The sequence below is a fragment of the Legionella spiritensis genome, assembly GCF_900186965.1.
Classification (GTDB): domain Bacteria; phylum Pseudomonadota; class Gammaproteobacteria; order Legionellales; family Legionellaceae; genus Legionella_C; species Legionella_C spiritensis.
In genome coordinates this window covers 62693-85701 of sequence record NZ_LT906457.1, presented here as the reverse complement: position 1 = coordinate 85701, position 23009 = coordinate 62693, and the positions used below count along the sequence as shown (strand labels likewise).

Genomic DNA, 23009 nt, shown 5'->3' with positions numbered 1-23009 from the left:
ATTTGTCCCCTTTGTCCCGCGCATTTTTTGTACGTCTACAATAAATATCTGTTTTAATTGAAAAATAATTGGCAAATTTCTCCGGCCGCTAACAGCCGGTCAAAGCCGAATGTTATTACATTAAGACGCACTCAGGTCTACTATCGCTCTCTTCCGTAGGCTCAAGGTTATAATTAAAAAGGATACTTCTTCCCTTGGTAGGTGGCTTGAAAAACATTTGTTGTATAAAAATTTGTGCCATCTCTTCCATTAGGAATTTTTCTTCATTATGCTCTGATACCGCCGTTTCATAAGCAATTATTTCCTCAGGAGTAAGCTTGGTTTCGTCATTAAAGAGCTTTTCCACATCACTTTTTTCATACTCTTTATAGTAAATAGTAAATTTCTCGATAATTTCCTCTACTTCACCTTCATTTTCAAAAAAAGAATAATCTTTGACAGATTCTTCGTAGTGCTCTTGTTGTTGGGTATAAATATTATTTAAATATAAGGCAAGCAATTCAGGAGTCACTTCAGATTCGAATTCTCTATGAAAATGCGCTATGGGTACTTCAGCTTCGTTAGTATGGTTGCGCTTGATATGTGGTGCATCTGGACCTCGTACCCAATCTTGATGGTAACCAGGCAAGTCGGTTATAAAATGCTCCTCTAAATGAGCCCAAGCTGCAAGAGGTTTGTGAGTTTGACTCTCTGGACCATTACAATAGATAGTGATCGTATTTTTGCTAGCCTGTATTTTGATAGAAGCATTACTATCTGGATAAAATCTTCTTAATTCTATATTGAAGGGTATTTTATAGTCTCCATGTTATTTTATTTGCCAACAAAATTTAGACTATAAAACTTAAGGAAATATTAAGAGGCTCTACCCCAAACTTCGACACATATTCGACACGTAAAATTTGAATTTCTGATGAATCGAGCCAGAAGCCATATGGGATATGGGATTGACTCCCCGGGACGGGCTCGAACCGACGACCTAATGATTAACAGTCATTTAATATGCGATTTCAAATAATATCAAATAATTTCATTTTATGCTTTAAGATCATGATTTATAGTTAATTTTTAAAATGTCTCTTTTCAGATATTTACATCGAATATCATTCCAGCACATAATTAAGTGTACCCCAAAGTGTACCCCGAGCGACCTAATGATATGAGATTTTGATGAAAAACTTTACAGATACTTACATCAGAAATTTAAAAGCCAAAGACAAACGCTATGAAGAGTTTGAAGGTGCTGGATTTGGTATTCGTGTCACGCCCAACGGTGTCAAAAGCTGGATTTATCGTTATAAAATCAATGGCACCACCACCAAGTTTACGATGGGGCATTATCCTGCCATGAGTTTGTCTAATGCTAAGCGGCGATTTCTTGAGTTGTCACAAATGCGTAGAGAAGGCATTGATCCCAAATCGGTGATACAAGCCCAGGCAGAACAGGATAATAATACCGTCGACAAACTCGCTTTGAACTGGTATTCGCACTATGTTGAAAAGCATGTCAAGCGCCCTTTCGTCATCAAACGTCAGATTGATAACGATATCATCCCTCTTTTGGGTAAGAAAAAACTTGATGAGGTACAAACCAGAGATATCAGTGATGCCTTGGATACCATCGTTAAACGGGGCGCTCGCATACTTGCCAACCGCACCCTAAGTTCCATTAAGCAAATGTTTAATTATGCTGTCAGCCGTGGTTACATGCCGTTTAATCCTGCCAATAATATTCGTTCGCGAGATATAGGCGGTATTGAAAAGCCCAAGGAGCGGGTATTAAGTCTTGAAGAAATTAAAGCCTTATGGCTGTTTTTAGATAGTGATGGTTCACAAATGTCTACCCAAACCCGCATAGCCATCAAGATCATGCTGCTGACGGGCGTTAGAACCGCTGAATTGCGGCTTGCCAGCTGGCATGAAATAGATTTAGATGCCTCCCTATGGACGATCCCGGCAATGCACTCCAAAGCCAGCATTATTCATAAAGTCCACTTGAGCCAGTTAACCAAATCTCTTTTTTTGCAACTTAAGCCTTTAAGCCACTCAGATTACGTCCTTACCGGCGCCGATGGATTTCATCCAATGACTGAAAATGCTATTCCCAGAGCAATTAAACGCATCCAAGAGCGATTAGGTATCCCAGACTGGACTGCTCACGACTTACGGCGCACCTTTGCCACACAGCTTGGTGAAACCCTGCAAGTAGACCCAGTGGTCATTGAAAAATGTTTGGGGCATAAGATGCCAAGGATTATGGCAACTTATAATCGTAATGAAATGTTGCCACCGAGACAGGATGCGCTAGAGAGTTGGTCGAACTGTATTCACAATTTATTGCAAGATAAGGTTGTTTATATGCACTTAAAACCTTAATAATCCTATTAGGATAGGATTATTAAACCATCAGGCTTCCCATTTTGCATTAATCCTACTATAATAGGATTATATTAGGTATAAAACAAAAAACGTAATAAAACCTACTACAATAGGATTTTTATGGCAAAACAAGTAAAGAGGCTGGCAACGCCTGATCTAAAACAAAAACTGACGTCCAAATTATTAGGGCAAATAATTAGAGCAAGGCGTACACAAAGTAATTTACGTCAGGAAGACGCAGCTGCACTTTGTGGTGTGGCAAAACAAACCTACATGCAAGTAGAACATGGACATCCTAATAGTCAATTGGAAACGGTTTTAAAAATATGTACTGCTTTAGGTATAAATTTATATATCCAGCCATGGCAGGAAAGTGGGGAAGTTGATAATGATTGGCAGTGAACATGTATTGGATGTTTATTTGGGTGATAACATTATTGCAGAACTATCGTTAGTTAACGATCAATTACATTGGCATTATCGCCCTGACTGGCAACAAAATGGTTATCCCGTTTCACCACACTTACCATTAGATAGAGAAATACCACCTTTAAATGTAACGCGGTTTCTTCGTAATTTACTTCCAGAAGGAAATGCCTTAGAAGAGCTGATTAACACGTTTCACTTGAGCAAAGGCAATACATTTGGCTTGGTTCGCGCTCTTGGTTTAGACACGCCCGGCTCATTAGTCTTCCGATCTCCAACACAATCGTCCCCAATAAAAACATCTTTTCGTCCAGTCCTTGACAAAGAATTGGAGCAACGCTTGGATAGCCGAGATGAATTTAGTTTGATTATCTGGGATGGAAAACCTCGACTTTCAGTAGCCGGTGTTCAAGATAAAATTAATGTTGTGTTAAACGAGGAAAATCAACTTGGTTTTGGTGAAGGTAATTTGTGCTCAACACATATTCTTAAGTTTGAGAAGCAAAAATTAGCTCACTTAGTCCTGAATGAGTATGTCACCATGCGATTAGCTCGTCTTTGTGGACTTAATGTCGCTAATGCTAAATTGCTGTGTTATGGCAAAAATCCGGCATTACTGGTAGAGCGTTTTGATAGACATTTTATTTCCCTAACTGAAGTTAAGAGGCGTCATATGATCGATGGATGTCAGGCATTAAATGTCCCTCCTGATTATAAATATGAACGTAATTTTGGAAGCGGGCGGGATGTAGCGCATATTAGAGATGGGGTGAGTTTAGAGAAACTATTTGAGTTTGCAAATCAATGCGAAAACCCAGCGCTTGCAAAGCAACGGATGTTGGACTGGGTGCTATTTAATACATTAATATTTAATTGCGATGCCCATGGCAAAAATATTAGCTTTTTCGTCGGATCAAAAGGCCTGTCCTTAACACCCTTTTATGATTTAGTGAATATCAAAATGTATCCTGAATTTGAACATGACCTGGCAATGGCATTGGGTGATGAATTTGATGAAAATAATGTTAATGCTTATCAATTAGCTGATTTTGCTGACACATGCCAATTGCCTCGCTCCTTTGTAACGAATAGGTTGAAATACTTGGGTAAAAAATTAAGTGCCTCAGTCGGGGAATGTCATTCAGCTGGGATTAATGATGATGAAAGAGCATACTTACATCACTATAAGAAAATGATTCAAGAGCGTTGTAACCATCTGCTTAAAGAGGCTGATGGTATCGTTTCAATGGAGTTGTAATTTCTTTTAGCTTAAGTCGGTGGTGCATGCCTTTGTAAAGCAAGCCTATGACGCACTAGAGTCAGAGTTTGCATTGATTGACTCATTACTTACGATGCGGCAAAAAGCCGGATTAACGCAAGAAGAGTTGGCTCAGCGAATGGGAACGCAAAAAGGCAATATTTCTCGACTGGAGAAAGGCAGCAGTAACCCAAGCTGGAAAACATTGGAAAAATACGCACATGCCTGTGGTTTTGATATCTCCATGGCATTTAAGCGAACGGCGTCATAATGATAAAGCAACGGATAAATAACGGGAAAATATTATAGTCATTAAAAATTCATAAATTCACTAGCCAGTATTTGCCCTGTCTTTGGTTTAGTGTTGGTCGAGCGGCTCACTCAAAGGCGATACCTGGCAGATGCCATAAAGCTCGATACAGGGGGCAAATCAATCGTTCAATGGCTAACGATTCATTTAGTTACAACGGTTTTTCTGATTTATCCTCCTTGGGTTTCTTGATTAATGAATACAACAAAGCAACAGCCTTGTCACAAGTCCGTGGTCAAATGAAAGTCGTTGACTGCAAATGCTTAAGAGCACTTGTTCTACCAGACGGTAAAAGATCCATGAAGGGTTTCCCGACTATACGTCCAGCCACAAGGTTAGGGAATAAAGTGGCTTTGCATAAGACGCCCGATGGCGTTTCGCCGGAGTTCCACCAGCTCATCAGTTATGCTTCATTAAAAACTATCAAAGCAGTGCTTGCGGTGCAAGGATTTCAGGGCAATATTTTGTCCTATCGCATGAGGCGCGCTAGGACAAATGCGTTTAATATGTTGATTTTAATGATTAAAATCATTGGTATTGTTCTGCGTCACTGCACGGAATGCAGTGACGCAGGAAAACTATATTTATAATTATGAAGGGCTTTGTTTGTTAGCCTATTAATTGTACATTTAAAGGCGCTCCAGCGTCCTCAATATTATTATCGCATTTTTTTATTTATTAAATTTTAGTGTCTTTTGCCAATTCATTTTACGAAGACTTGGAATAGTCTATGACTCTATCTTTACCCGCTTTTTTAGCGGCATAGAGCGCATTATCTGCGGCTTTTAATATATCGTTAATCGTTACGCCATGTTGAGGAGCTTCTGATACGCCTATTGAAATAGTAATTTTGGGTAATTGGGTATTCTTATAATTAATGGGAGTGTTTTTTAACTTTTCACGAAATTGATCCAGTCTAGTCACCGCATTGTTTAATGTTGTGTTCAACAATACCACAACAAATTCTTCACCACCGAAACGGAAAGCAATATCACTACCACGGAAACCTTCCGTTAATAATTGCCCTATCAATTTTAGTGCTTCATCACCTGCCAGGTGACTGTAGGTGTCGTTAAATTTCTTGAAATTATCGATATCCAACATTGCAACGCATAATTTATTTTTTTCTCGCGCGATGCGAATTAATTCTCGCGATAAGATGTCATTCAAATAACGTCGATTATATAAGCTGGTTAATGGGTCACGTAAAGACAGTTCATTTAATGATGCGCGCAAATTAATATTGGCTAAAGCAAGTTTAACAACATTGCTGAATGAAGCTGCCATATCTTGTTGATGTTGTGTTAGTTTTTTACCCTTTGGCGCTATCAGATGGAAAACACCAATTAACTCATTTTGTACTACCAGCGTTAACGCAGCATATCCTCCTTGTGGCAAGGTAATATAATGATCGCAAGGCACCGCTTTTTCTGGGTCATCAACGATATGAGTGGCAGATTCTCGGATGGCGAAACAATCCATGGGGAAAAATACTTTTGGCAATAACTGATCTTTACCCCACTGGATTACGGTTTCTAATTGGTTAGCGGGTTTATTAAAGACAGACAACCCCCCGCTTAATTCGGGAAATAAATCTTGCGCGATTAAATTTATTCGCGGGTAAGCTTCTTCTACTAGAACACAAACCTGCAATGAGCGATTTAATTTATTTAATAAACTTTCATCATGTTCTAACAACTGCAATTCATTTAAAGTAGCCATCGTTTTTTCATTAAGCAGGCGCATTTTTTCTTCGTTTTGAATACGATCGCTCACATCTTTCATTTGCGTTATAAAATGAAGGGGCTTACCCTCTTCGTCTCGAATCAGTGAGATACTGACCATTGCCCATATAAGGCTGCCGTCTTTGCGAAAATAGCGTTTTTCCAGATGAGAAACACGCAATTTCCCATGGATTAACTTATCCAAGGCATCTTTAGTCATGGGAATATCATCAGGATGAGTAATTTCCAACATATCTTTGTAACGCAACTCTTCAAGAGTATAACCCAATAGCTCTTGCAGCGTACGATTGGCATGGATACATTTTCCTTCCGGTGAAACAGTAGCCATGCCAATCGGTGCGTTTTCAATTGTGTTGCGGAAGTTTTCTTCACTGCGTTTTAAATCAGACAAAACATTTGAGCTATATAATTCCAGATAAATGGATTTCACTAAAAGCTGATGAATCTTTGCGGTGGCGAAGAGCACTATGGCAACATAAAGCATGATTCCACAAAACAGGATAAACGATAGCGAAGGTGTAATGGACAATGATAAAAAAATCATCACTACCCAAATGGGCATTATAAAACCGAGGTAAGCTAAATGGAAGGTTAGCACTACGGGGGCTGCGCCTCCAATCAAGCCTGTAAGATAGAAAAGAATGACCATACGATGAAGGGGATCGTCAACATAGATAAATAATAATCCCCCTAAAGCCCAGAAAATTCCTGATTGCAGACTATTTATTATAAAATAATACTTCCAAAAGGCCGGATGACGCAGATCACCTTGTTTTTTTTGCCGATGATAATTAAATAAAAATAGACCCCTTAATAAAGCATTGAAGATAAGCGCCGCCGCCAGCCATATTGCTAAAGGGAAGTGATTGCTGGTAAAAGTCCAAAGCAGAAAAGAATATAAAAGTATGCCTAAAAACTCACCAAAGGATAGAATAGAATAATGTTTATATGAGGCGGTGATGAGTTTATCATCTATTTCAGCGCGTTCTATGCTTGGGAAGTTCATTAGAAATTTATCGCTGCTGAGTTTTTTTAATTTATCAATAACTGCCATTCCGCACCCTGTTATGAAGAGTTTTTAATTTCCTTATTATAATTAGGTATCTTATGATCATTTATTGGTAATTTCTATTTTTTAGTGTTTCGTTAATGTCTTATGGAGCTAGGTTAATGTGTGGCTCTACCCCAATTAAAGGGGCATTTTTGGGCTCTGGCACTTATGTTGGAAACGGTAGAATTAAGCATTCTTAGAGAAGTACAAAAGTTTTCAAATTTTTCTGATATACCCAAATAAATTTCCTTATCATAAAATCTGTCTACATTGCGTCTACATGACTTTTTTAGCGATTTTCCAAAACTACCGTAATTACATGATTTTATTGGTGGGCCCACTAGGACTCGAACCTAGGACCAACGGATTATGAGGAAGTAGGAGAAAGTGTTTTAATTTTCCATACTTCTCCCCCATCCATCCTGTGGAGAGTGCCCTAAAGCCTGTCCATACATTTCTACCTGAGGCTAGCTTATCTTCCTCGCCCAAGTCATACCAACAAAAACTGGTTCTCACCGACAGATCATGTGCCAAGGGATTTCGCTTCTCAAATACAAGCAAAGCGTCCGTCAGTAATCTCCTGTGGATAACTTCCCAAAATTTTTCGAATTTGTTGCCTACATACACACACAAATTATATGAGTTATGAGGTGTGTCGGGTTTTAGGGTTTTGCCTGTGTCGGCATTTTTGGAAAACCCTCTGTATCTTGCTGATTTATATGATTTTTCACTGACCGGCTTTGTGTCGGGTTGCTGTGTCGGGTTTGTGTCGGGTTTATTTTGAGCAGAATAATCCGCATTGATTAAACGGCTTTTAAAAACGACGTGCTTCCCTGTGCGATTTGTTACTTTGTGAAGCGGCTCAATGCAAGCTAATTCCATCAATGTTGATAACTCCCACGAAATGACAAATGATACAAATTAATTTTTATACCATCATTTTTAAGTGCTAAGGGTTAGTAGTCAATAAAGATTGGAGTGGTGATAGCAAATGAACGTCAATGAATATAAAACGTCTGGTGTAGAAAATCGAAATAGAAATGATAGGATGTATTGCTTACTTAGGTGTACCCCAAAGTGTACCCCGAGAATTTTTGAAGAGCAGTTGTTTTTACTAGAAGCCATACTGGGTATGGCTCCCCGGGACGGGCTCGAACCGCCGACCTAATGATTAACAGTCATCCGCTCTACCGACTGAGCTACCGGGGAATGAGGCGGAATCTTAAATCGATTCCGCGGCAGGGTCAAGGGCATTGGCAATAATTTTTTCCTATTTGCAAAATTTTTCCAGTCTGTCCATGGCGCTGCGTAATTGCTCCATGCTGGTGGCAAAGGATAGTCGGATACAGCCTTCGTTGCCGAAAGCGGAACCGGGAACCAGGGCAACGCCGGTTTCCTGCAGCAAGACCTCGGCAAACTCCACGTCGTTGGCGAATCCTCGTCTCTCGATGACGGCCTGCACGTTCGGAAAAATATAAAAAGTGCCGTCGGCGGGTATGGTTTCGATGCCGGGGATAGCCTGCAATCGTTCCACAATATAATTGTGGCGCTCATGAAACGCTTTCACCATCATTTCAACCGCCTCATTCCCGCCATTTAGCGCCGCGACGGAAGCTTTCTGGGCAATGGAACAGGGGTTTGACGTGGATTGTGACTGGATGGTTTTCATCGCGTTAATCAGTAACGCGGGCCCTGCCGCATAGCCAATGCGCCAACCGGTCATGGAATAGGCCTTGGACACACCGTTCAGCACGACAGTACGGTCGTACAGGGCGGGGCAGGCGTTAAGTATATTGGCAAAGGGCTGGCTCCAGATGATGTGTTCGTACATATCATCGGTCGCAACAAGTACTTGAGGGTGCTTTTCCAGAACCTCACCCAGGGCCTTCAGTTCCGCCATACTATAGGCGACTCCGGACGGGTTGGAAGGACTGTTGATAAAAATCAGCCTGGTTTTCGGTGTAATGGCATTAGCCAGTTGCTCCGCGTTGATTTTATATTTGTCCGCCGGAAACGTGGGCATAATAACCGGCGTACCGCCCGCGAGAAGCACAATATCGGGATAGGAAACCCAGTATGGCGCGGGAATAAGTACTTCGTCCCCTTCTTCAATAAACGCCTGGCACAGGTTAAAAATGCTTTGCTTGCCGCCTACGGACACAAGAATCTGATTTAATTCATAATCGAGGTTATTGTCGCGCTTGAACTTGTCTTTAATCGCGTGCTTAAGCTCCGGAATTCCATCAACGGCCGTATACTTGGTAAAACCTGCGTTAATCGCGGCCACTGCGGCGTCTTTAATATGCTGTGGTGTATCAAAATCGGGTTCACCCGCCCCCAATCCAATCACATCAAGCCCCTCTGCTTTCATTTTGGCCGCTTTCGCAGCGACCGCAAGCGTCGGGGATGGTTTCACCTGTTGAATCCGCGTCGCCAGTTTGATGTTCATCTTAAAACTCCTATGCAGGGATATTGATCATATCATTTATAGGTTGACCAATATCCGCTATTGTTGTACAAAATAATTGGTTTTATCGGTTCCGCTACTCACTATACTAATAGTAAGGTATACCTGTAACTGCGGTATTTTTTAACAGCATCGTAACCCCAGTGGTGCAATATCCGGCTTCCTGACTATGAAAAACGTTTTTGCAATTAATGCCAATTATCAGCCTGCCGGGGATCAACCCACTGCTATCGCGTCCCTGATTAATGGCCTGGAATCCGGCCTGGCCAGCCAGATTCTCCTTGGCGTGACCGGTTCGGGTAAAACATTTACCATGGCCCACGTTATCCAGGCCATGAAAAGACCTACGCTTATCATGGCACCGAATAAAACCCTGGCAGCACAGCTTTATGGCGAATTTAAAGCCTACTTTCCGGATAACGCCGTCGAATATTTTGTGTCTTACTACGACTATTATCAACCGGAAGCATACGTACCGGCTTCCGATACCTTTATCGAAAAAGACGCGTCCATTAATGAACACATCGAACAAATGCGCTTGTCGGCTACCAAGGCGCTGATTGAACGCAAGGACGCCATCATTGTCGCCACGGTGTCAGCCATTTACGGGCTGGGTGATCCGGATTCCTACCTGAGTATGGTATTACATCTGTCGCGTGGAGAACAATGCGATCAACGTAAAATTTTAAGACGACTTGCCGAAATGCAGTACACACGCAACCCCCAATCGCTGGACAGGGGACAATTTCGCGTGCATGGCGACGTCATTGATGTCTTTCCGGCGGATTCCGAGAAAGACGCCGTCCGGATTGAACTGTTTGACGACGAAGTGGAAAACCTGTCATTTTTTGATCCGCTTACCGGGGAAGTACTGCGACGATTGCCACGCATCACTATTTTTCCAAAAACCCATTATGTCACGCCCAGAGAGCGCATTTTGCAAACTATCGAACAGGTCAAAGAGGAATTAAGAGACCGGGTAGAGCAGTTCACCTCCGAAAACAAACTGCTGGAAGCGCAACGCCTGCAGCAACGAACCTGCTTTGATATTGAAATGATGCTGGAGCTGGGGTATTGCTCCGGCATTGAAAATTACTCCCGCTATTTATCCGGTCGCAACACCGGCGAGCCACCCCCGACCCTTTTTGATTATTTACCTCCGGACGCGCTGTTAATCATTGATGAATCCCACGTTACCGTGCCCCAGATTGGCGGCATGTACCGAGGCGATCGGGCCCGCAAGGAGACCTTGGTCAATTACGGATTTCGTCTGCCGTCCGCGCTGGATAACCGCCCCTTGCGTTTCGAGGAATTTCATGAGCGCTCCCCTCAGACTATCTACGTGTCCGCGACACCCGGCCCCTTTGAGAAGGAACACGCCGATAGCGTGGCGGAACAGGTTGTCCGGCCTACCGGCCTCGTTGATCCGCAGGTATTGATCCGGCCGGTTAAAAATCAGGTGGATGATTTGCTGTCGGAAATCCATCAGGTCGTTCGCGAAGGCGAACGGATTCTGGTCACGACTCTCACCAAACGCATGGCCGAGGATTTGACCGAATATTTAAGCGAACACGGCGTCAAGGTACGTTATCTGCACGCCGATATCGATACAGTCGAGCGCGTTGAAATCATACGGGATTTGCGTCTTGGTGAATTTGATGTGCTGGTGGGTATTAACCTGCTTCGGGAAGGGCTGGATATGCCGGAAGTGGCTCTGGTGGCCATACTGGACGCGGACAGGGAAGGGTTCCTCCGCTCCGATCGCTCCCTCATTCAGACTATTGGCCGGGCGGCCCGTAATGTGCATGGTCGAGCCATTCTCTATGCCGATCGTGTCACAGGCTCCATGCAACGGGCTATTGAGGAGACCGACCGCCGTCGCAGCAAGCAAACCGCTTTTAATGCCCAACACGGAATTACTCCCCAGAGTATTCAAAAATCGGTAGCGGATATTATGGAAGGGGCCTACGTTGGTACTCGTAAAGGCAGCCGTGCCGCCGAGCGTAAACCGGTATACGAACTTCTGCCGCCGGATCAGTTAGCCAGGCGGATAAAAACCCTGGAAAAACAGATGCACACGCATGCGCAGAATATGGAATTTGAACAGGCCGCCGTGGTCAGGGATGAATTATTAGTTTTGAAGGAACAGCTTAAAGCGGGGTAGCACCATTTTTTATCTGAATCACCCATCATCCTCAGGCCGAAACAAGATAAGGAGTCGTTATGAACGTTGGTGAATTAAAAGAAGCCTTGAAACCATTGACCGAATCGTTAATCCAAAGCGATTGTCCCAATGGTGTGATGGATTTGACTGAATTACAAATAGCACTTCGCAATGAGGAAAATAACAGCGAACTGCCGGAAAACCTGGTGCGGAATTTACAACAACTGATAAAAGACTTCTGGCAGGCCGCAACCCAAACCTTACCGCCGCAGACATGGGAAACAAGCGAGTTGGCCCAACCCTGGCTCGCACTCGCAAAAGCACTGTCCCTTCCACCCGATTATCATCACCAGATTTGCTATGCCGAACTGGCTTCGCGTTTTGACCCGGAAAATAAACTGCCTTTCTCGCTACAGGACTTCATGAGTCTGCTCATCAGTACCGGCCGGGCTACAGGCTATAAAAATGCGCTCGATGACGAGAATTATCCCCTCGAAAAAATACGTGATTTAAAAGACAAACTGAGATTACAGACATCGATAACAGGCCTCAGCGTGCTGTTTTATCTCTCGCACCATTTCATCACAGAAACACAATCCGATCTGCTGCCTTGCCTTAGCCATTACCGCTCAAAAACTACGGATGAAGAACGCCGCTCGGAAAAAGCCATACTTCATTTTTTATCGACAGAGACTTTACAACGCCTGAGTTGGTTTGAAGACGTAAAGGATTTCATTGAAGGCAGGGAAATGCTGAATAATCCGCATATCAGGGCGCTTGCTCCCGTCCTTCCGTCCGGAAAAATAGCTCTGCTTCGTGCCCTTGATGCCCGGATTTGGCATTATTCCGTCAAAGGACAATATCTGCTTGACCCAAGTAAGGACGCGTTATTGAGCGTCACCGTGGAAGCGTTGAACCAGCATTTTTCCTGGCAGACAACGAAAGTCTCAAAGGCATTGGATTCTGATTCTTCCATAACGCGAAAAACCTTTGACACGCTTGCCCTGTTCATCGAACAAACGGGCGCACAAGTAACATTATTTCCCTTGAAGGACAAAACGTTATTTTTTCGTGCCCTTAAGGTATTCTGCCTGCAGCAATACGACGAACTTCGGGCAAGTGAAGGGAATCGGCACTCTTTATTCGGCTTTTCAAGCGAAACGAAACGCGCCGCGACCAGAAAGAAAATCTGGCAATTGCTAACACAACAACCGGATCCGATGAGCTTTTTACAGATTTTGGCCGGCAAGCAGGGGCGGCTTGGCGAGATAGAAAATAAAATCAGGCAACTGGAAACGTCATCGACAATGACGATATAGAGAGGTAAGCCCGACAGGCCAAGATTTTGAACCCTGAGGTTCAAGTGGGAAGCGGATGAGCCGGATCAGGCTTCCTGTTACGAGACAGGCTTGCTCAACACTGGCTTCAGGATGCTCCCCTGTCAGTGAGTGTTGGTTCATAAATCACTCGCTGCCGGGTTATTTGCAGTATAGCATTGCAAGGCAGGCTGTCACCAGGATCAACGCGCTTTTACGTATTTTTTGCTTTGCGTCGGGTATTTTTATATCGCCCCACGTGATGTTTCTGGAGAAAGAGCGCGCCGAATTCAAGCCGATGAATCAACCGCCTGCGGCTCAGCTTCGGAATTGCCGCTCACCACCTGATTAATTTTATTTTCCAGCGAACTGATAAACTGGGTCACCTGATGGCGCTGCTGCTCCTGGAGTTTTTGATAACTGATCAACTCATGACTGACGTGCAACGAAGCAAGCAACAGATTTTGAAAATCATCCAGCTGCTTGAATTTCCGTTTGTTCGCGAGCAATTGTTCCTGAAGCTTTTGCGCCGCCTGCTGCAAATTATGAATCTCATGCTCAGGACATTTGATTTCATAGGTTTTATCTAACAATCTCACCGAACAAGTTTTGGGTGCCGTCATATACAAGCCTCTGAAGGAGTCACAGCGTTTAGCAAATAGTAACAATTTTGGCTTGTTCCGGCAAATCAGTTATCATTAGCCATTTGCTTTTGCGAGCCTGTTATGTCCGTTGAAACAAACTTGAATCATATGCCTGCCTACCAGGATTTTTCAGCGCGTATCGCCGTTCTCAATCTGCCTATTTCAAGCAGCGAGCTACACGGCGTCATGTGCGGATATCTTTGTGCCGGCGCTTCCCGTGAAGGGGAGGAGTATTTACGCGCGCTGGTGATGCACCACAAAGACGACGCAACCAGAACGGCGGCTTTGGCCCTTTTTAATGTCTACGCCCTGAGCCAACAGCAAATAGACGCCCTTGATTTTGAATTTCAATTACTATTGCCGGATGAGCACGAACCATTGGTTAGCCGGGCCCAGGCGTTTAGTGAATGGTGTGAAGGCTTTACGCAAGGCATAACCATGGCCGGTGTCAGTTATGATCAATTCGATGACGACGAGACCCAGGAAGTCCTGCAACATATCCTGGAATTTGCGCAACTGGATTACGAATCCCTGCAAGTCGACGAAGAAGATGAAAAGGCGTTGATGGAAGTAAGCGAATACGCCCGCATGGCGGTTTTACGCCTGCACGGGGATCTGTTGCACAATGAGGGAGGCCGGGAATCAGGCCATTCGGACATAACCCATTAACATTCCGGGCGCGCCACGGAATTAGCAGCAATTAAAAGGACACTATCATGATTACCCAGCAGGAATATCAGGCAAGACGGATAAAACTTGCGCGGATGATGGCCGCGGACGCCGTGGCGGTCATCCCCTCCGCCCGGGAAGTATCACGTAGCGGCGATACGCATTATCGCTTTCGGCAATCAAGTGACTTTAGTTATTTAACAGGGTTTAATGAACCGGAAGCCTTGCTGATCATTATGGGAGGGAAGGAAGGTGACACTTATCTGTTCAACAGGCCTCATGATCCGGCACAGGAACAGTGGACAGGGAAACGATTGGGTCAGGAACAGGCCCGTGACGTTTTAGGTTTGCAAGAGGCGTATCCGATTGACAGCCTGCCTTCTCGCCTGCCGGAATTGCTTTCCGGTAAAAGTGCGGTGTATTTCCCGATGGGCCGTTACCCGGACTATGAATCCCGAATTATTCAAACCATTCAAACACTTAAAAATCAGGTGAGACGGGGTATAAAAGCGCCCACCATGATCTGTGATCCCGATCCTTTCATCAGTGAAATGCGCCTCTTTAAAAGCGAAGCGGAAATCAATCTGATGCGCCGCGCTGCGGAAATTTCCGTAACAGCTCACAAGAGAGCCATGCAAATATGCCGCCATGTGAATTGCGAATACGAACTGGAAGCGGAATTACTCCATGAATTTACCCGGCAAGGTTGCCGCAGCGTCGCCTATGATCCCATTGTCGGCAGCGGTGCGAACACCTGCATTCTTCATTACACCGAGAACAATCAGCCATTGCATGAGGGGGATCTGGTATTAATTGACGCCGGGGGTGAATATCATAATTACGCAGCGGATATTACCCGCACTTTTCCGGTTAACGGCCGCTTTAGCGAGGAACAACGAGCCGTGTACGAACTGGTATTACAGGCGCAGCAAGCCGGAATTGCCTGCATCAAACCAGGTGTTTTATGGAACAGGATTCAACAGACCATAGTCCGGATTTTAACCTCGGGGTTGTGTGAGCTTGGCCTGCTGCAAGGCGATGTGGACACGCTGATCGCCGAGATGGCTTACAAGCCGTTTTACATGCATAATTCCGGACACTGGCTGGGTCTGGATGTTCATGACTGCGGCAGTTACAAAATCAATGACCAATGGCGCCCCCTCGAACCCGGCATGGTACTGACCGTTGAGCCCGGTTTGTACATCAGCGCCAACCTGCCGGGCGTCGATCCGCGCTGGTGGAACATTGGTGTGCGTATTGAAGACGACATTCTGGTGACCAAAAAAGGCCATGAAAATCTTACGGCGGCCTTACCGGTATCAATTGAGGACATTGAGGCATTAATGCGTGACTGAACAAGAAACTGACGTCCTCATCATCGGAGGCGGTTTAATTGGTGCATCCCTGCTGCTCGCCTTGCGAGGCGCAGGCTATCGCACTCTCATGATAGAGGCACAGCCTTACAGCGACACGCTACGCCCTGATTTCGACGCCCGCACCCTGGCCCTGTCACCGGCCAGTGCGACCATTCTTGACATGCTGGGTCTCTGGCCGCTGCTGGCTGAAGATACGACGGCAATTGACACCATCCATGTATCGGAACAATTCCGCTTCGGCACCGCACAATTAAACGCCAAACCGCATGAGCCGCTAGGTTATGTGGTGGAATTACAAGTCATCCATCGTGCCCTGCATCGATTGTTGCAGCCTAATCAGCTTCTGGCACCGGCTCAACTGATTAGGCTCGATGCCGAACAAGGACTGGCTACGGTACTTTACGGACAGGAAGAACGCGTCATCAAAACACGTCTTCTGGTCGCAGCGGACGGAGGGCAATCAACCGTCCGGCGTCTGACCGGATTATCCGTTCGGACCAAAAACTACAATCAACACGCTCTGGTTGCCAATATCGGGCTTGGCCGTGATCACAACCAATGCGCCTATGAACGATTCACCGCCACAGGCCCGCTTGCCATGCTGCCCATGACCCATCGTCGTGCCGCCATGATCTGGTGCATGCCTCCAGACGAGGCACAACGATTACAGGCTCTGGATGAGCGCTCGTTCCTGCGCCATCTGCAACGCACTTTTGGCTACAAACTTGGCCGGCTCGTCAAAGCCGGCCATCGCACCACATTCCCCTTGCGCCAGGTAACCATGCCTCAAAAAGCGGATTGGCCCCTGGTGTTTGTAGGCAACGCCGCCCAAACACTGCATCCTGTTGCCGGACAAGGCTTTAACCTGGGGTTGCGCGATGTCGCGGCACTGGCACAGTGTCTCATTCAAAACGGCATACAACCGGCGGCCTTATCGGCCTACGTAACCATGCGCCATCATGATCAAACAGCCGTGACGCGGCTTACGGACGGTTTGATCCGGGTGTTTGGCAGCCGCCTTCCCGGCTTGGGAACGGGGCGGAGCTTCGGGTTAATGGTTATGAATCAGTCACCTTTTTTAAAATCGCTATTAAGCCATTACGCACGTGGTTACGCAGGTATTGTACCTGATCTGGTTTGTGGAATTGGCCTTGATAAGGAGCGCGCGGATGCAACCGACCTATGATGTTCTTGTAGTTGGTGGAGGAGTCGTCGGTCTCACGGCCGCTTTAGCCATGGCAAAACGCGATTTAACCGTAGCCGTGATTGACGCCGGCACCCTGACCGTCCATAGCGACAGGCCGGATCTGCGGGTGTATGCTATCAACCAGGCGTCGGAGAATTTATTACGGCAACTGGGCGTCTGGGGGTTGCTGAATGAAGCACGCCTTTCTCCCTATTCCCACATGCACGTCTGGGACGCAGCGACCGGTGCCAGCATTGATTTTGATGCCCGCCTGATCGCCGACAGCCGCCTCGGAACAATTATTGAGGAATCCGTTATCAAACAGGCACTGCTGCGGTGCATGGCGTCTATGGAAAATGTGACCCTGTTTCCTGAGCAAACGGTAGTCAACATCAAGGAAGAGCCGGAACACATCGAGGTTATCGGTGAACACTGGCGCCGGCACACCCGACTGCTCATGATTGCCGATGGCGCCAATTCACCTACCCGACAAAAGCTGTCCCTGCCCATGACCACCTGGTCTTATCACCAACAGGCTTTGATTGCGACGGTACAGACTGAAAAAAACCATCAGCGAACCGCCTGGCAAGTGTTTCACCGTGACGGGCCCCTGGCTTTCCTGCCGCTGGCCAATGACCGGCAATGTTCCATAGTCTGGTCTACCACACCCAGCCGCGCAAAAGCATTAAAAATGCTGGACGAAGCCTCGTTTCAACAGCAACTGGCCGATGCCTTTGCCTGCAAACTGGGGCAGATAGAATCCGTCAGCGAACGTCACACATTTCCCTTAAGCATGCGCCATACCAGACAATACGTTGGCAAAAACTGGTTGTTACTGGGTGATGCGGCCCACACGATTCACCCTCTGGCCGGCCTGGGATTAAATATCGGACTAGCCGATGTGGCAAGCTGGCTTACCTGCCTCGATCAAGGTTACGGCCTCACGGCGGCCAGAACACTGCTGGCCTACCAACGTCGCCGCAAGCATGCGGTGTGGCAAAGTATCGCGCTGATGCAGGGATTAAAAGCCCTGTTCGCCAATCCGTTACCGCCGGTAGCTATGCTGCGTCGTGCCGGTTTACAATGGTGTGACCGTCTGCCGCCGTTGAAACGACTGTTCATAGCACACGCAGCCGGTCAGATGAGTTAGAGCCCGTGAACCGATATCCGTCATTGGTTCACCCATCGAGGCAACTATTTTACATGAAAACAGCGTTTCCCCTTCTGTAAAAATCAAAAATGTGGTTTAATTTTAGACATGATTAATCTCAGGATTCAGGTTTGGTAGCACTATTGATGAACGGGCGGAAACTGCTGCCGGCCTGTATTTTATTATTGTTTCATATTGCCGCAGGTCAGGCGGCGGCTCCCGGTTCGTCCGGGCAAACGCCGGAAAGTCTCTCATTGAAACGCTGGATTACACCACTGGAAACAACCCGTCTTGGTGAGGCGGAGCAACGCCTTAAGGAAGCCATCGAGAACCCCGAATACATGCTCGAGCACTGGGTCGAACTACCCACATCCCCCAAAGCCCTTCATAAAAAAGTGCAACGCCTGGGTTTACGGGAAGCCATTTTGCTGGCATTACGCTATAACCCCAACATTCAAAATGCTGAACTGGATCGCATCGTCCAACGCTATCAACTGCGTCTGGCCGAAAACGAATTTGAACTGCAATACGCGTTGGCCGGCTCCGCCGCCGTTGATCGAAGCCATTTCAGCGGCATAGGCAATAATACCAGTAAAAGCTACCTGGCCACCCCGGAAGTGCATATGAAAACCAAATTGGGAACGACACTGTCCCTTAATATGGATAATAACGTCAACACCTACAATAATTACAGCCCGGTTCTGAACCTTGGCATCAAACAACCCTTGTTAAACGGCTTTGGCAAAGCCGTAAACGAAGCATCCCTGCTCAATGCCAGGGACGCGGAATGGCTCAATAAAATCAATTTACGGCAAGGCGTCAGCGATCAGATCACCCAGGTTATCGGCGCTTACCGGACCTTGATTCTCAGCGGCAATAATCTGGAAAATCAACGGCGGCAACTTAAGGAAGCCAAAAAAACCTTTGCCATCAATGAAAAAAAAATTAAGGCCGGACAGTTGGAGCCCACCGGCAATATTCAGCAGTCGTACCAGATCGAATCCCTGAGCCTGATGGTGGAACAGGCGGAAAACGAGTTTAAAACATCCGCCCAGGATTTGTTGCAAACGATAGGACTTGATCCCGAAACGCGTCTTTCCGTACCCAGCGATGTCGAGGTCGGTAAGGTAACCGTTCCTGATTTGCAGCAATCCATTACCATGGCCCTCAAGCACAACACGCAATACCTGGCGCAGAAAATGCTGCTTAGAGCCGATGAGCGCGCCTATACCGTAGCCAAAAACAGGCAATTATGGGAAATCGAGGTCGGTGCCAATGTGCAAAGCGGGCGAGTGACGGACGTAGACGGTAACAACGGCTTGAGCGGCATTTATAACGGGCGCAACATCACCGAATCCGCGCGAATTACAGTCACCATTCCAATCAATGATCTCAACCGCCGCAGCCAACTCATCAATGCCAAAGTCAAACTGGAAAAAGACCGCTTGAATACGATTGCCATGCGAAGGGCGTTGATTACCAAAATCACCAACACCATCAATAACATCGAGAGCCTGGCCAAACGCTATCAACTGGCTGAAAAGCAGGTTAAACTGGCTCTGCAATCCTACCAGCTGGAAAAGAAAAAACAGCAGGCCGGAATCGCCAGCGCTCTCGACGTAAATAACACTCAGAATCAATTGCTACAGGCACAGGCGGGTTTAATCAGTGCCAAAATAGCGTATCTTAACCAACTGTCCGATCTCCAGCGTGTGTTGGGAACAACCCTGGATCACTGGCACATCAAACTCAGGTACGGCGAATGAAAAACAAATTGCTCGTTTTCTTTTTTATAAGTCTTGCAGCGGTACTGGCAGCCTGCGGAAAAGGTCATGAGGAGAAAAAAGATTCGACCATGACCTACGTGGTCAAAAAGGAATCCATCCATAAATCCTTGTATTTTACCGGCAATGTACAGCCCCTGCGGGAAAACACCCTGACCAGTCCTACAGACGCCGTCGTGGAAACCATGAATTATCACTATGGCCAAATGGTGCGGGCAGGTGATGTGGTGATGATTCTGAATTCCAGCGAGTTACAAAAACAATACAACGACACGCTGACGGACTATTTAAAAGCCAAAGACAGCTTCAACGTCGCCAAGGCAAAATTTACCGGAACACAGGAGCTCTGGGAGGCGGGACTGCTTTCCAAAAACAATTACCTGAGTGAAAAATCCAGTCTCGATACCGCACGGATCTCCTTAATGCAGGCAACGCGCAAGCTGACGGAAATGATTGAAAAAATGGATGATAAAACCGCGCAGCATTTATCCGACTTAAGTCTCGCCGAATTTGATAAAGTCCGCGAGGCGTTAACCACTCAGCATAACCGAATCTACCTGAAAGCCCCGGCCGATGGCGTCTTGCTGTATCCCCCCAAATCAGGAGATGAAAAGACCGGCAGGCCATCCGTAGGCACCAGCGTCAAATCGGGACAGGTCATTGCTCTAGTTGGTGATTTGAGCGGGATCAGCGTTGAAATAGACGTACCGGAAATCGATATTGATAAAATTCATACCGGTATGGATGCCACCATTACCGGCGTCGCCATGGGCAAACAGGTTTTGCATGGCAAACTGATTGCGGTCAATAACCAGGCATCCATGAGCACCGGCGGCACACTGCCTTCCTTTAACGCCATAGTTGAAGTAAAACAATTAACCGGGGAACAACGAAAATGGATTAAAGTGGGTATGAGTGCGTCCATCGAACTCGGGATAGACAGCGATGACAAGCTATTGGTACCCATTGCCGCAGTACAACAGGAAAAAGGCGCCAGTATGGTTATGGTACGCACATCCCGGGGTGCTTTGGAAAAACGTCTGGTCAAAACCGGGGCGGCGCAAGCGGACAAGGTGGTGATCGAAGACGGTTTAAACATCGGTGACGTGGTCGAATATGGTTGATAACACACTTATCGTTTTAAAAAATCTGGTAAAAACCTATCGCATCGGAGATGTCGCAAGCCAGGTTTTGAAACAGGTATCCCTGACGGTATCCGAAGGGGAACTGCTGGCGATCGTAGGCGCATCCGGTTCCGGAAAATCCACGTTAATGAACATCATTGGCCTGCTTGATAAAGCCGATGAGGGCCAATATGTGTTAAACCAGCGCAATATTGCCGGACTTGACGAGGATGAAGCGGCGCTGTTACGCAACCGTCACATCGGATTTGTCTTTCAGCAATTTAATTTACTACCACGATTTACCGCCCGCCAAAATGTGGCCCTACCCCTGATCTACCGCAATGTGGCGTCCGATGATATTGAAAAACGGGTCATGACTGCTCTGCAACGGGTCGGCATGCAGGATTTTGCAACGCATCGTCCCAATCAATTATCCGGCGGGCAACAGCAACGTGTGGCTATCGCCCGTGCTTTGGTGGGGGAACCCCAAATAATTCTGGCGGATGAACCGACAGGCGCTCTGGACTCGAAAACAGGAAGCGACGTCATGAATCTGTTTCTTGCCTTGCATCGCGAAGGACGAACCATCATCATGGTGACGCACGACGAACAGGTAGCCGCCCGTTGCGCGAGGCGCATTACCCTCGCCGACGGCCAGGTTGTTGCCGAGAGCCACCAATGACGTTATTTGGCCACACCCAGCAGGCCCTGATTAATTTGGGAGCCGCCAAATTACGCTCCTTTCTGGCGATACTGGGTATACTAGTGGGCACAGCAGCGGTAGTCGCCTTAATCAGCTGCGGCCAGTTAGCCACTGAAAAAGCGCTGGCTCAGTTTAAGGCGCTCGGTACCGATTTGCTGGCCGTCTCCGTTTTCCAGAAAGAACATGGCAAATCTCATAGCGGCGACAATGTGATATCACTGGAAACATGGCGGCAAATTCCTGAACAAATTCCCGCCGTCTTGCGGATTGCTCCTTACGCAACCGCTTATCAATCCATGAGCTTTCAAGGCCATAAGCTGCAAGGCGCTATTATTGGCGCGGATGAATCCCTGGCAAAAATCATCAATATTCAACTGGCACGCGGCCATTTCGTGTCTTTCGTGGAATCTTTTGAGCATTTCTGTGTCATTGGAGATAAACTGGCGCAACAGTTACGCCAGGTCACCATGGAGGATCCCATTGGTCAGCAATTACGTATTGGCCAGTCGCTTTATACCATCATCGGAGTTGCGAAACCCTGGCAGGAAAACGCGTTTTTTAACGAAGACGTGAACCAGTCGGTGATTATCCCGATTGCCGGAATGCCGCTGGTCAATAAGGACAGCACCATCAATAACGCCGTGTTGCTACTGAAACCCGACAGCAATATCGATAACGTCATTGCCGGAATCAAGCAATTTATCCAGACCCGGGCGCCCAGGTTGCAAGTATTTCCGCGCAGCGCCAAGCAAATCATTGCCAGCATGGAGAATCAGGGGCGGATATTTACCTTGCTGCTGGCGGTGATTGGCAGCATTTCATTGCTGGTAGGCGGTATCGGGGTGATGAATGTCATGCTGGTTTCGGTCAGTGAACGCAAAAAGGAAATCGGTGTGCGCAAAGCCGTCGGGGCAAGAAATCGTGAAATTCAGGCGCTGTTTCTGGTGGAGTCGGTGATGCTCTCTCTTCTCGGTGGTGTGCTTGGGGTTCTTTCAGGATTGATTTTCACCCGTATCGTCGCTTATTTCAGTGACTGGCCGTTTACATTTTATTTTTTGCCTCCCCTGGCCGGTTTTGTCGTATCCGTGGCGACCGGAATCTTCTTTGGCTTTTATCCGGCGAGACGTGCGTCAAGGCTGGAACCCATGGTGTCTTTACGTAGCGAGTAAACATTCTCGCCGGACCAATTTGTACAAAATACATATTGTTTCTTCAATCTCCATCTATACTCTTAAATAGGATCAAACCCGCTTAATC

At 46.5% G+C, this 23009-nt stretch carries 20 protein-coding genes, 1 tRNA gene and 1 other RNA gene; 15 read left to right on the top strand and 7 right to left on the bottom strand.

All coding sequences use genetic code 11. From position 1 onward, the window contains the following. Positions 1–115: 115 nt before the first annotated feature. Complete coding sequence (locus CKW05_RS00430; RefSeq protein ID WP_058484721.1) at positions 116–628, bottom strand: hypothetical protein; 513 nt, start codon at positions 626–628, stop codon at positions 116–118. A 542-nt stretch (positions 629–1170) separates the two neighbouring features. Between CKW05_RS00430 and CKW05_RS00425 the strand changes: the two genes are divergently transcribed. The 5 genes from CKW05_RS00425 to CKW05_RS15505 all read left to right on the top strand — a co-directional run bounded on the left by CKW05_RS00425 (position 1171) and on the right by CKW05_RS15505 (position 4963). After that, entirely contained in the window at positions 1171–2376 is a 1206-nt protein-coding gene (locus CKW05_RS00425) for a tyrosine-type recombinase/integrase (RefSeq protein ID WP_058484722.1), read from the top strand. Between the two features lie 123 nt (positions 2377–2499). Further along, positions 2500–2781 (top strand): helix-turn-helix domain-containing protein, encoded by a 282-nt coding sequence (locus tag CKW05_RS00420; protein ID WP_058484723.1) that lies wholly within the window; start codon positions 2500–2502, stop codon positions 2779–2781. After that, on the top strand, positions 2768–4063 hold the full coding sequence (locus CKW05_RS00415; protein ID WP_095140518.1) for a HipA domain-containing protein: 1296 nt from the start codon (positions 2768–2770) through the stop codon (positions 4061–4063). Before CKW05_RS00420 ends, CKW05_RS00415 begins: the two co-directional genes overlap by 14 nt. A 73-nt stretch (positions 4064–4136) precedes the next feature. Next, positions 4137–4334, top strand: a complete 198-nt coding sequence (locus CKW05_RS00410; RefSeq protein ID WP_231950645.1) for a helix-turn-helix domain-containing protein — start codon at positions 4137–4139, stop codon at positions 4332–4334. A gap of 170 nt (positions 4335–4504) precedes the next feature. Beyond that, on the top strand, positions 4505–4963 hold the full coding sequence (locus tag CKW05_RS15505; RefSeq protein WP_231950643.1) for a hypothetical protein: 459 nt from the start codon (positions 4505–4507) through the stop codon (positions 4961–4963). 118 nt (positions 4964–5081) lie between these two features. Here CKW05_RS15505 and CKW05_RS00395 read toward each other — a convergent pair whose 3' ends face one another. From CKW05_RS00395 to CKW05_RS00380, 4 genes are all read right to left on the bottom strand, one after another. After that, on the bottom strand, positions 5082–7172 hold the full coding sequence (locus CKW05_RS00395; protein ID WP_231950641.1) for a diguanylate cyclase: 2091 nt from the start codon (positions 7170–7172) through the stop codon (positions 5082–5084). A gap of 312 nt (positions 7173–7484) precedes the next feature. Then, the gene (locus CKW05_RS00390; protein WP_133141164.1) at positions 7485–8054 is read right to left on the bottom strand and encodes a hypothetical protein; all 570 of its coding nucleotides are present in this window, start codon (positions 8052–8054) and stop codon (positions 7485–7487) included. Between the two features lie 248 nt (positions 8055–8302). Then, positions 8303–8378, bottom strand: a tRNA-Asn gene (locus CKW05_RS00385). A 61-nt stretch (positions 8379–8439) separates the two neighbouring features. Continuing rightward, on the bottom strand, positions 8440–9618 hold the full coding sequence (locus CKW05_RS00380; protein ID WP_058484727.1) for a pyridoxal phosphate-dependent aminotransferase: 1179 nt from the start codon (positions 9616–9618) through the stop codon (positions 8440–8442). Positions 9619–9805: 187 nt separating this feature from the next. On the opposite strand from CKW05_RS00380, the gene uvrB reads away from it, so the two are divergent. Both uvrB and CKW05_RS00370 read left to right on the top strand, forming a co-directional pair. Beyond that, the gene (gene uvrB, locus CKW05_RS00375; RefSeq protein ID WP_058484728.1) at positions 9806–11800 is read left to right on the top strand and encodes an excinuclease ABC subunit UvrB; all 1995 of its coding nucleotides are present in this window, start codon (positions 9806–9808) and stop codon (positions 11798–11800) included. Positions 11801–11859: 59 nt separating this feature from the next. Further along, complete coding sequence (locus CKW05_RS00370; protein ID WP_058484729.1) at positions 11860–13119, top strand: hypothetical protein; 1260 nt, start codon at positions 11860–11862, stop codon at positions 13117–13119. A 3-nt stretch (positions 13120–13122) separates the two neighbouring features. Here the strand turns inward: CKW05_RS00370 and ssrS are convergent. Continuing rightward, positions 13123–13283, bottom strand: a non-coding RNA gene (gene ssrS / locus CKW05_RS00365) — 6S RNA. Positions 13284–13406: 123 nt separating this feature from the next. Next, positions 13407–13739 carry a cell division protein ZapA gene (locus CKW05_RS00360; protein WP_058484730.1) on the bottom strand — a complete coding sequence of 111 codons (333 nt, stop codon included), beginning with the start codon at positions 13737–13739 and terminating at the stop codon, positions 13407–13409. A 102-nt stretch (positions 13740–13841) separates the two neighbouring features. On the opposite strand from CKW05_RS00360, the gene CKW05_RS00355 reads away from it, so the two are divergent. The 8 genes from CKW05_RS00355 (at position 13842) to CKW05_RS00320 (ending at position 22921) form a co-directional block, all read left to right on the top strand. Beyond that, the gene (locus CKW05_RS00355) at positions 13842–14429 is read left to right on the top strand and encodes a UPF0149 family protein (RefSeq protein ID WP_058484731.1); all 588 of its coding nucleotides are present in this window, start codon (positions 13842–13844) and stop codon (positions 14427–14429) included. Between the two features lie 47 nt (positions 14430–14476). Further along, complete coding sequence (gene pepP / locus CKW05_RS00350) at positions 14477–15784, top strand: Xaa-Pro aminopeptidase (RefSeq protein WP_058484732.1); 1308 nt, start codon at positions 14477–14479, stop codon at positions 15782–15784. Next, positions 15777–16991, top strand: a complete 1215-nt coding sequence (locus CKW05_RS00345) for an FAD-dependent monooxygenase (RefSeq protein ID WP_058484733.1) — start codon at positions 15777–15779, stop codon at positions 16989–16991. The genes pepP and CKW05_RS00345 overlap by 8 nt, the downstream gene beginning before the upstream one ends. Next, positions 16975–18141 (top strand): FAD-dependent oxidoreductase, encoded by a 1167-nt coding sequence (locus tag CKW05_RS00340; protein WP_058484734.1) that lies wholly within the window; start codon positions 16975–16977, stop codon positions 18139–18141. The genes CKW05_RS00345 and CKW05_RS00340 overlap by 17 nt, the downstream gene beginning before the upstream one ends. A 131-nt stretch (positions 18142–18272) precedes the next feature. Beyond that, positions 18273–19907 carry a TolC family protein gene (locus CKW05_RS00335; RefSeq protein ID WP_408606977.1) on the top strand — a complete coding sequence of 545 codons (1635 nt, stop codon included), beginning with the start codon at positions 18273–18275 and terminating at the stop codon, positions 19905–19907. Next, a complete protein-coding gene (locus CKW05_RS00330; protein WP_058484735.1) occupies positions 19904–21049 on the top strand; it encodes an efflux RND transporter periplasmic adaptor subunit in 1146 nt (381 codons plus the stop codon). The genes CKW05_RS00335 and CKW05_RS00330 overlap by 4 nt, the downstream gene beginning before the upstream one ends. Continuing rightward, positions 21042–21731, top strand: a complete 690-nt coding sequence (locus tag CKW05_RS00325; protein WP_058484736.1) for an ABC transporter ATP-binding protein — start codon at positions 21042–21044, stop codon at positions 21729–21731. The genes CKW05_RS00330 and CKW05_RS00325 overlap by 8 nt, the downstream gene beginning before the upstream one ends. After that, the gene (locus CKW05_RS00320; protein WP_058484737.1) at positions 21728–22921 is read left to right on the top strand and encodes an ABC transporter permease; all 1194 of its coding nucleotides are present in this window, start codon (positions 21728–21730) and stop codon (positions 22919–22921) included. Before CKW05_RS00325 ends, CKW05_RS00320 begins: the two co-directional genes overlap by 4 nt. The last annotated feature ends 88 nt before the right edge of the window (positions 22922–23009 follow it).

Excerpts from the sequence above, each read along its gene's own strand:
- CKW05_RS15505 (WP_231950643.1), top strand. The coding sequence starts at position 4,505 with ATGGCTAACGATTCATTTAGTTACAACGGTTTTTCTGATTTATCCTCC.
- CKW05_RS00370 (WP_058484729.1), top strand. The coding sequence starts at position 11,860 with ATGAACGTTGGTGAATTAAAAGAAGCCTTGAAACCATTGACCGAATCG.
- pepP (WP_058484732.1), top strand. The coding sequence starts at position 14,477 with ATGATTACCCAGCAGGAATATCAGGCAAGACGGATAAAACTTGCGCGG.
- CKW05_RS00420 (WP_058484723.1), top strand. The coding sequence starts at position 2,500 with ATGGCAAAACAAGTAAAGAGGCTGGCAACGCCTGATCTAAAACAAAAA.
- CKW05_RS00425 (WP_058484722.1), top strand. The coding sequence starts at position 1,171 with ATGAAAAACTTTACAGATACTTACATCAGAAATTTAAAAGCCAAAGAC.
- CKW05_RS00360 (WP_058484730.1), bottom strand. The coding sequence starts at position 13,739 with ATGACGGCACCCAAAACTTGTTCGGTGAGATTGTTAGATAAAACCTAT.
- CKW05_RS00355 (WP_058484731.1), top strand. The coding sequence starts at position 13,842 with ATGTCCGTTGAAACAAACTTGAATCATATGCCTGCCTACCAGGATTTT.
- uvrB (WP_058484728.1), top strand. The coding sequence starts at position 9,806 with ATGAAAAACGTTTTTGCAATTAATGCCAATTATCAGCCTGCCGGGGAT.
- CKW05_RS00320 (WP_058484737.1), top strand. The coding sequence starts at position 21,728 with ATGACGTTATTTGGCCACACCCAGCAGGCCCTGATTAATTTGGGAGCC.
- CKW05_RS00340 (WP_058484734.1), top strand. The coding sequence starts at position 16,975 with ATGCAACCGACCTATGATGTTCTTGTAGTTGGTGGAGGAGTCGTCGGT.
- CKW05_RS00330 (WP_058484735.1), top strand. The coding sequence starts at position 19,904 with ATGAAAAACAAATTGCTCGTTTTCTTTTTTATAAGTCTTGCAGCGGTA.
- CKW05_RS00395 (WP_231950641.1), bottom strand. The coding sequence starts at position 7,172 with ATGGCAGTTATTGATAAATTAAAAAAACTCAGCAGCGATAAATTTCTA.
- CKW05_RS00415 (WP_095140518.1), top strand. The coding sequence starts at position 2,768 with ATGATTGGCAGTGAACATGTATTGGATGTTTATTTGGGTGATAACATT.
- CKW05_RS00380 (WP_058484727.1), bottom strand. The coding sequence starts at position 9,618 with ATGAACATCAAACTGGCGACGCGGATTCAACAGGTGAAACCATCCCCG.
- CKW05_RS00325 (WP_058484736.1), top strand. The coding sequence starts at position 21,042 with ATGGTTGATAACACACTTATCGTTTTAAAAAATCTGGTAAAAACCTAT.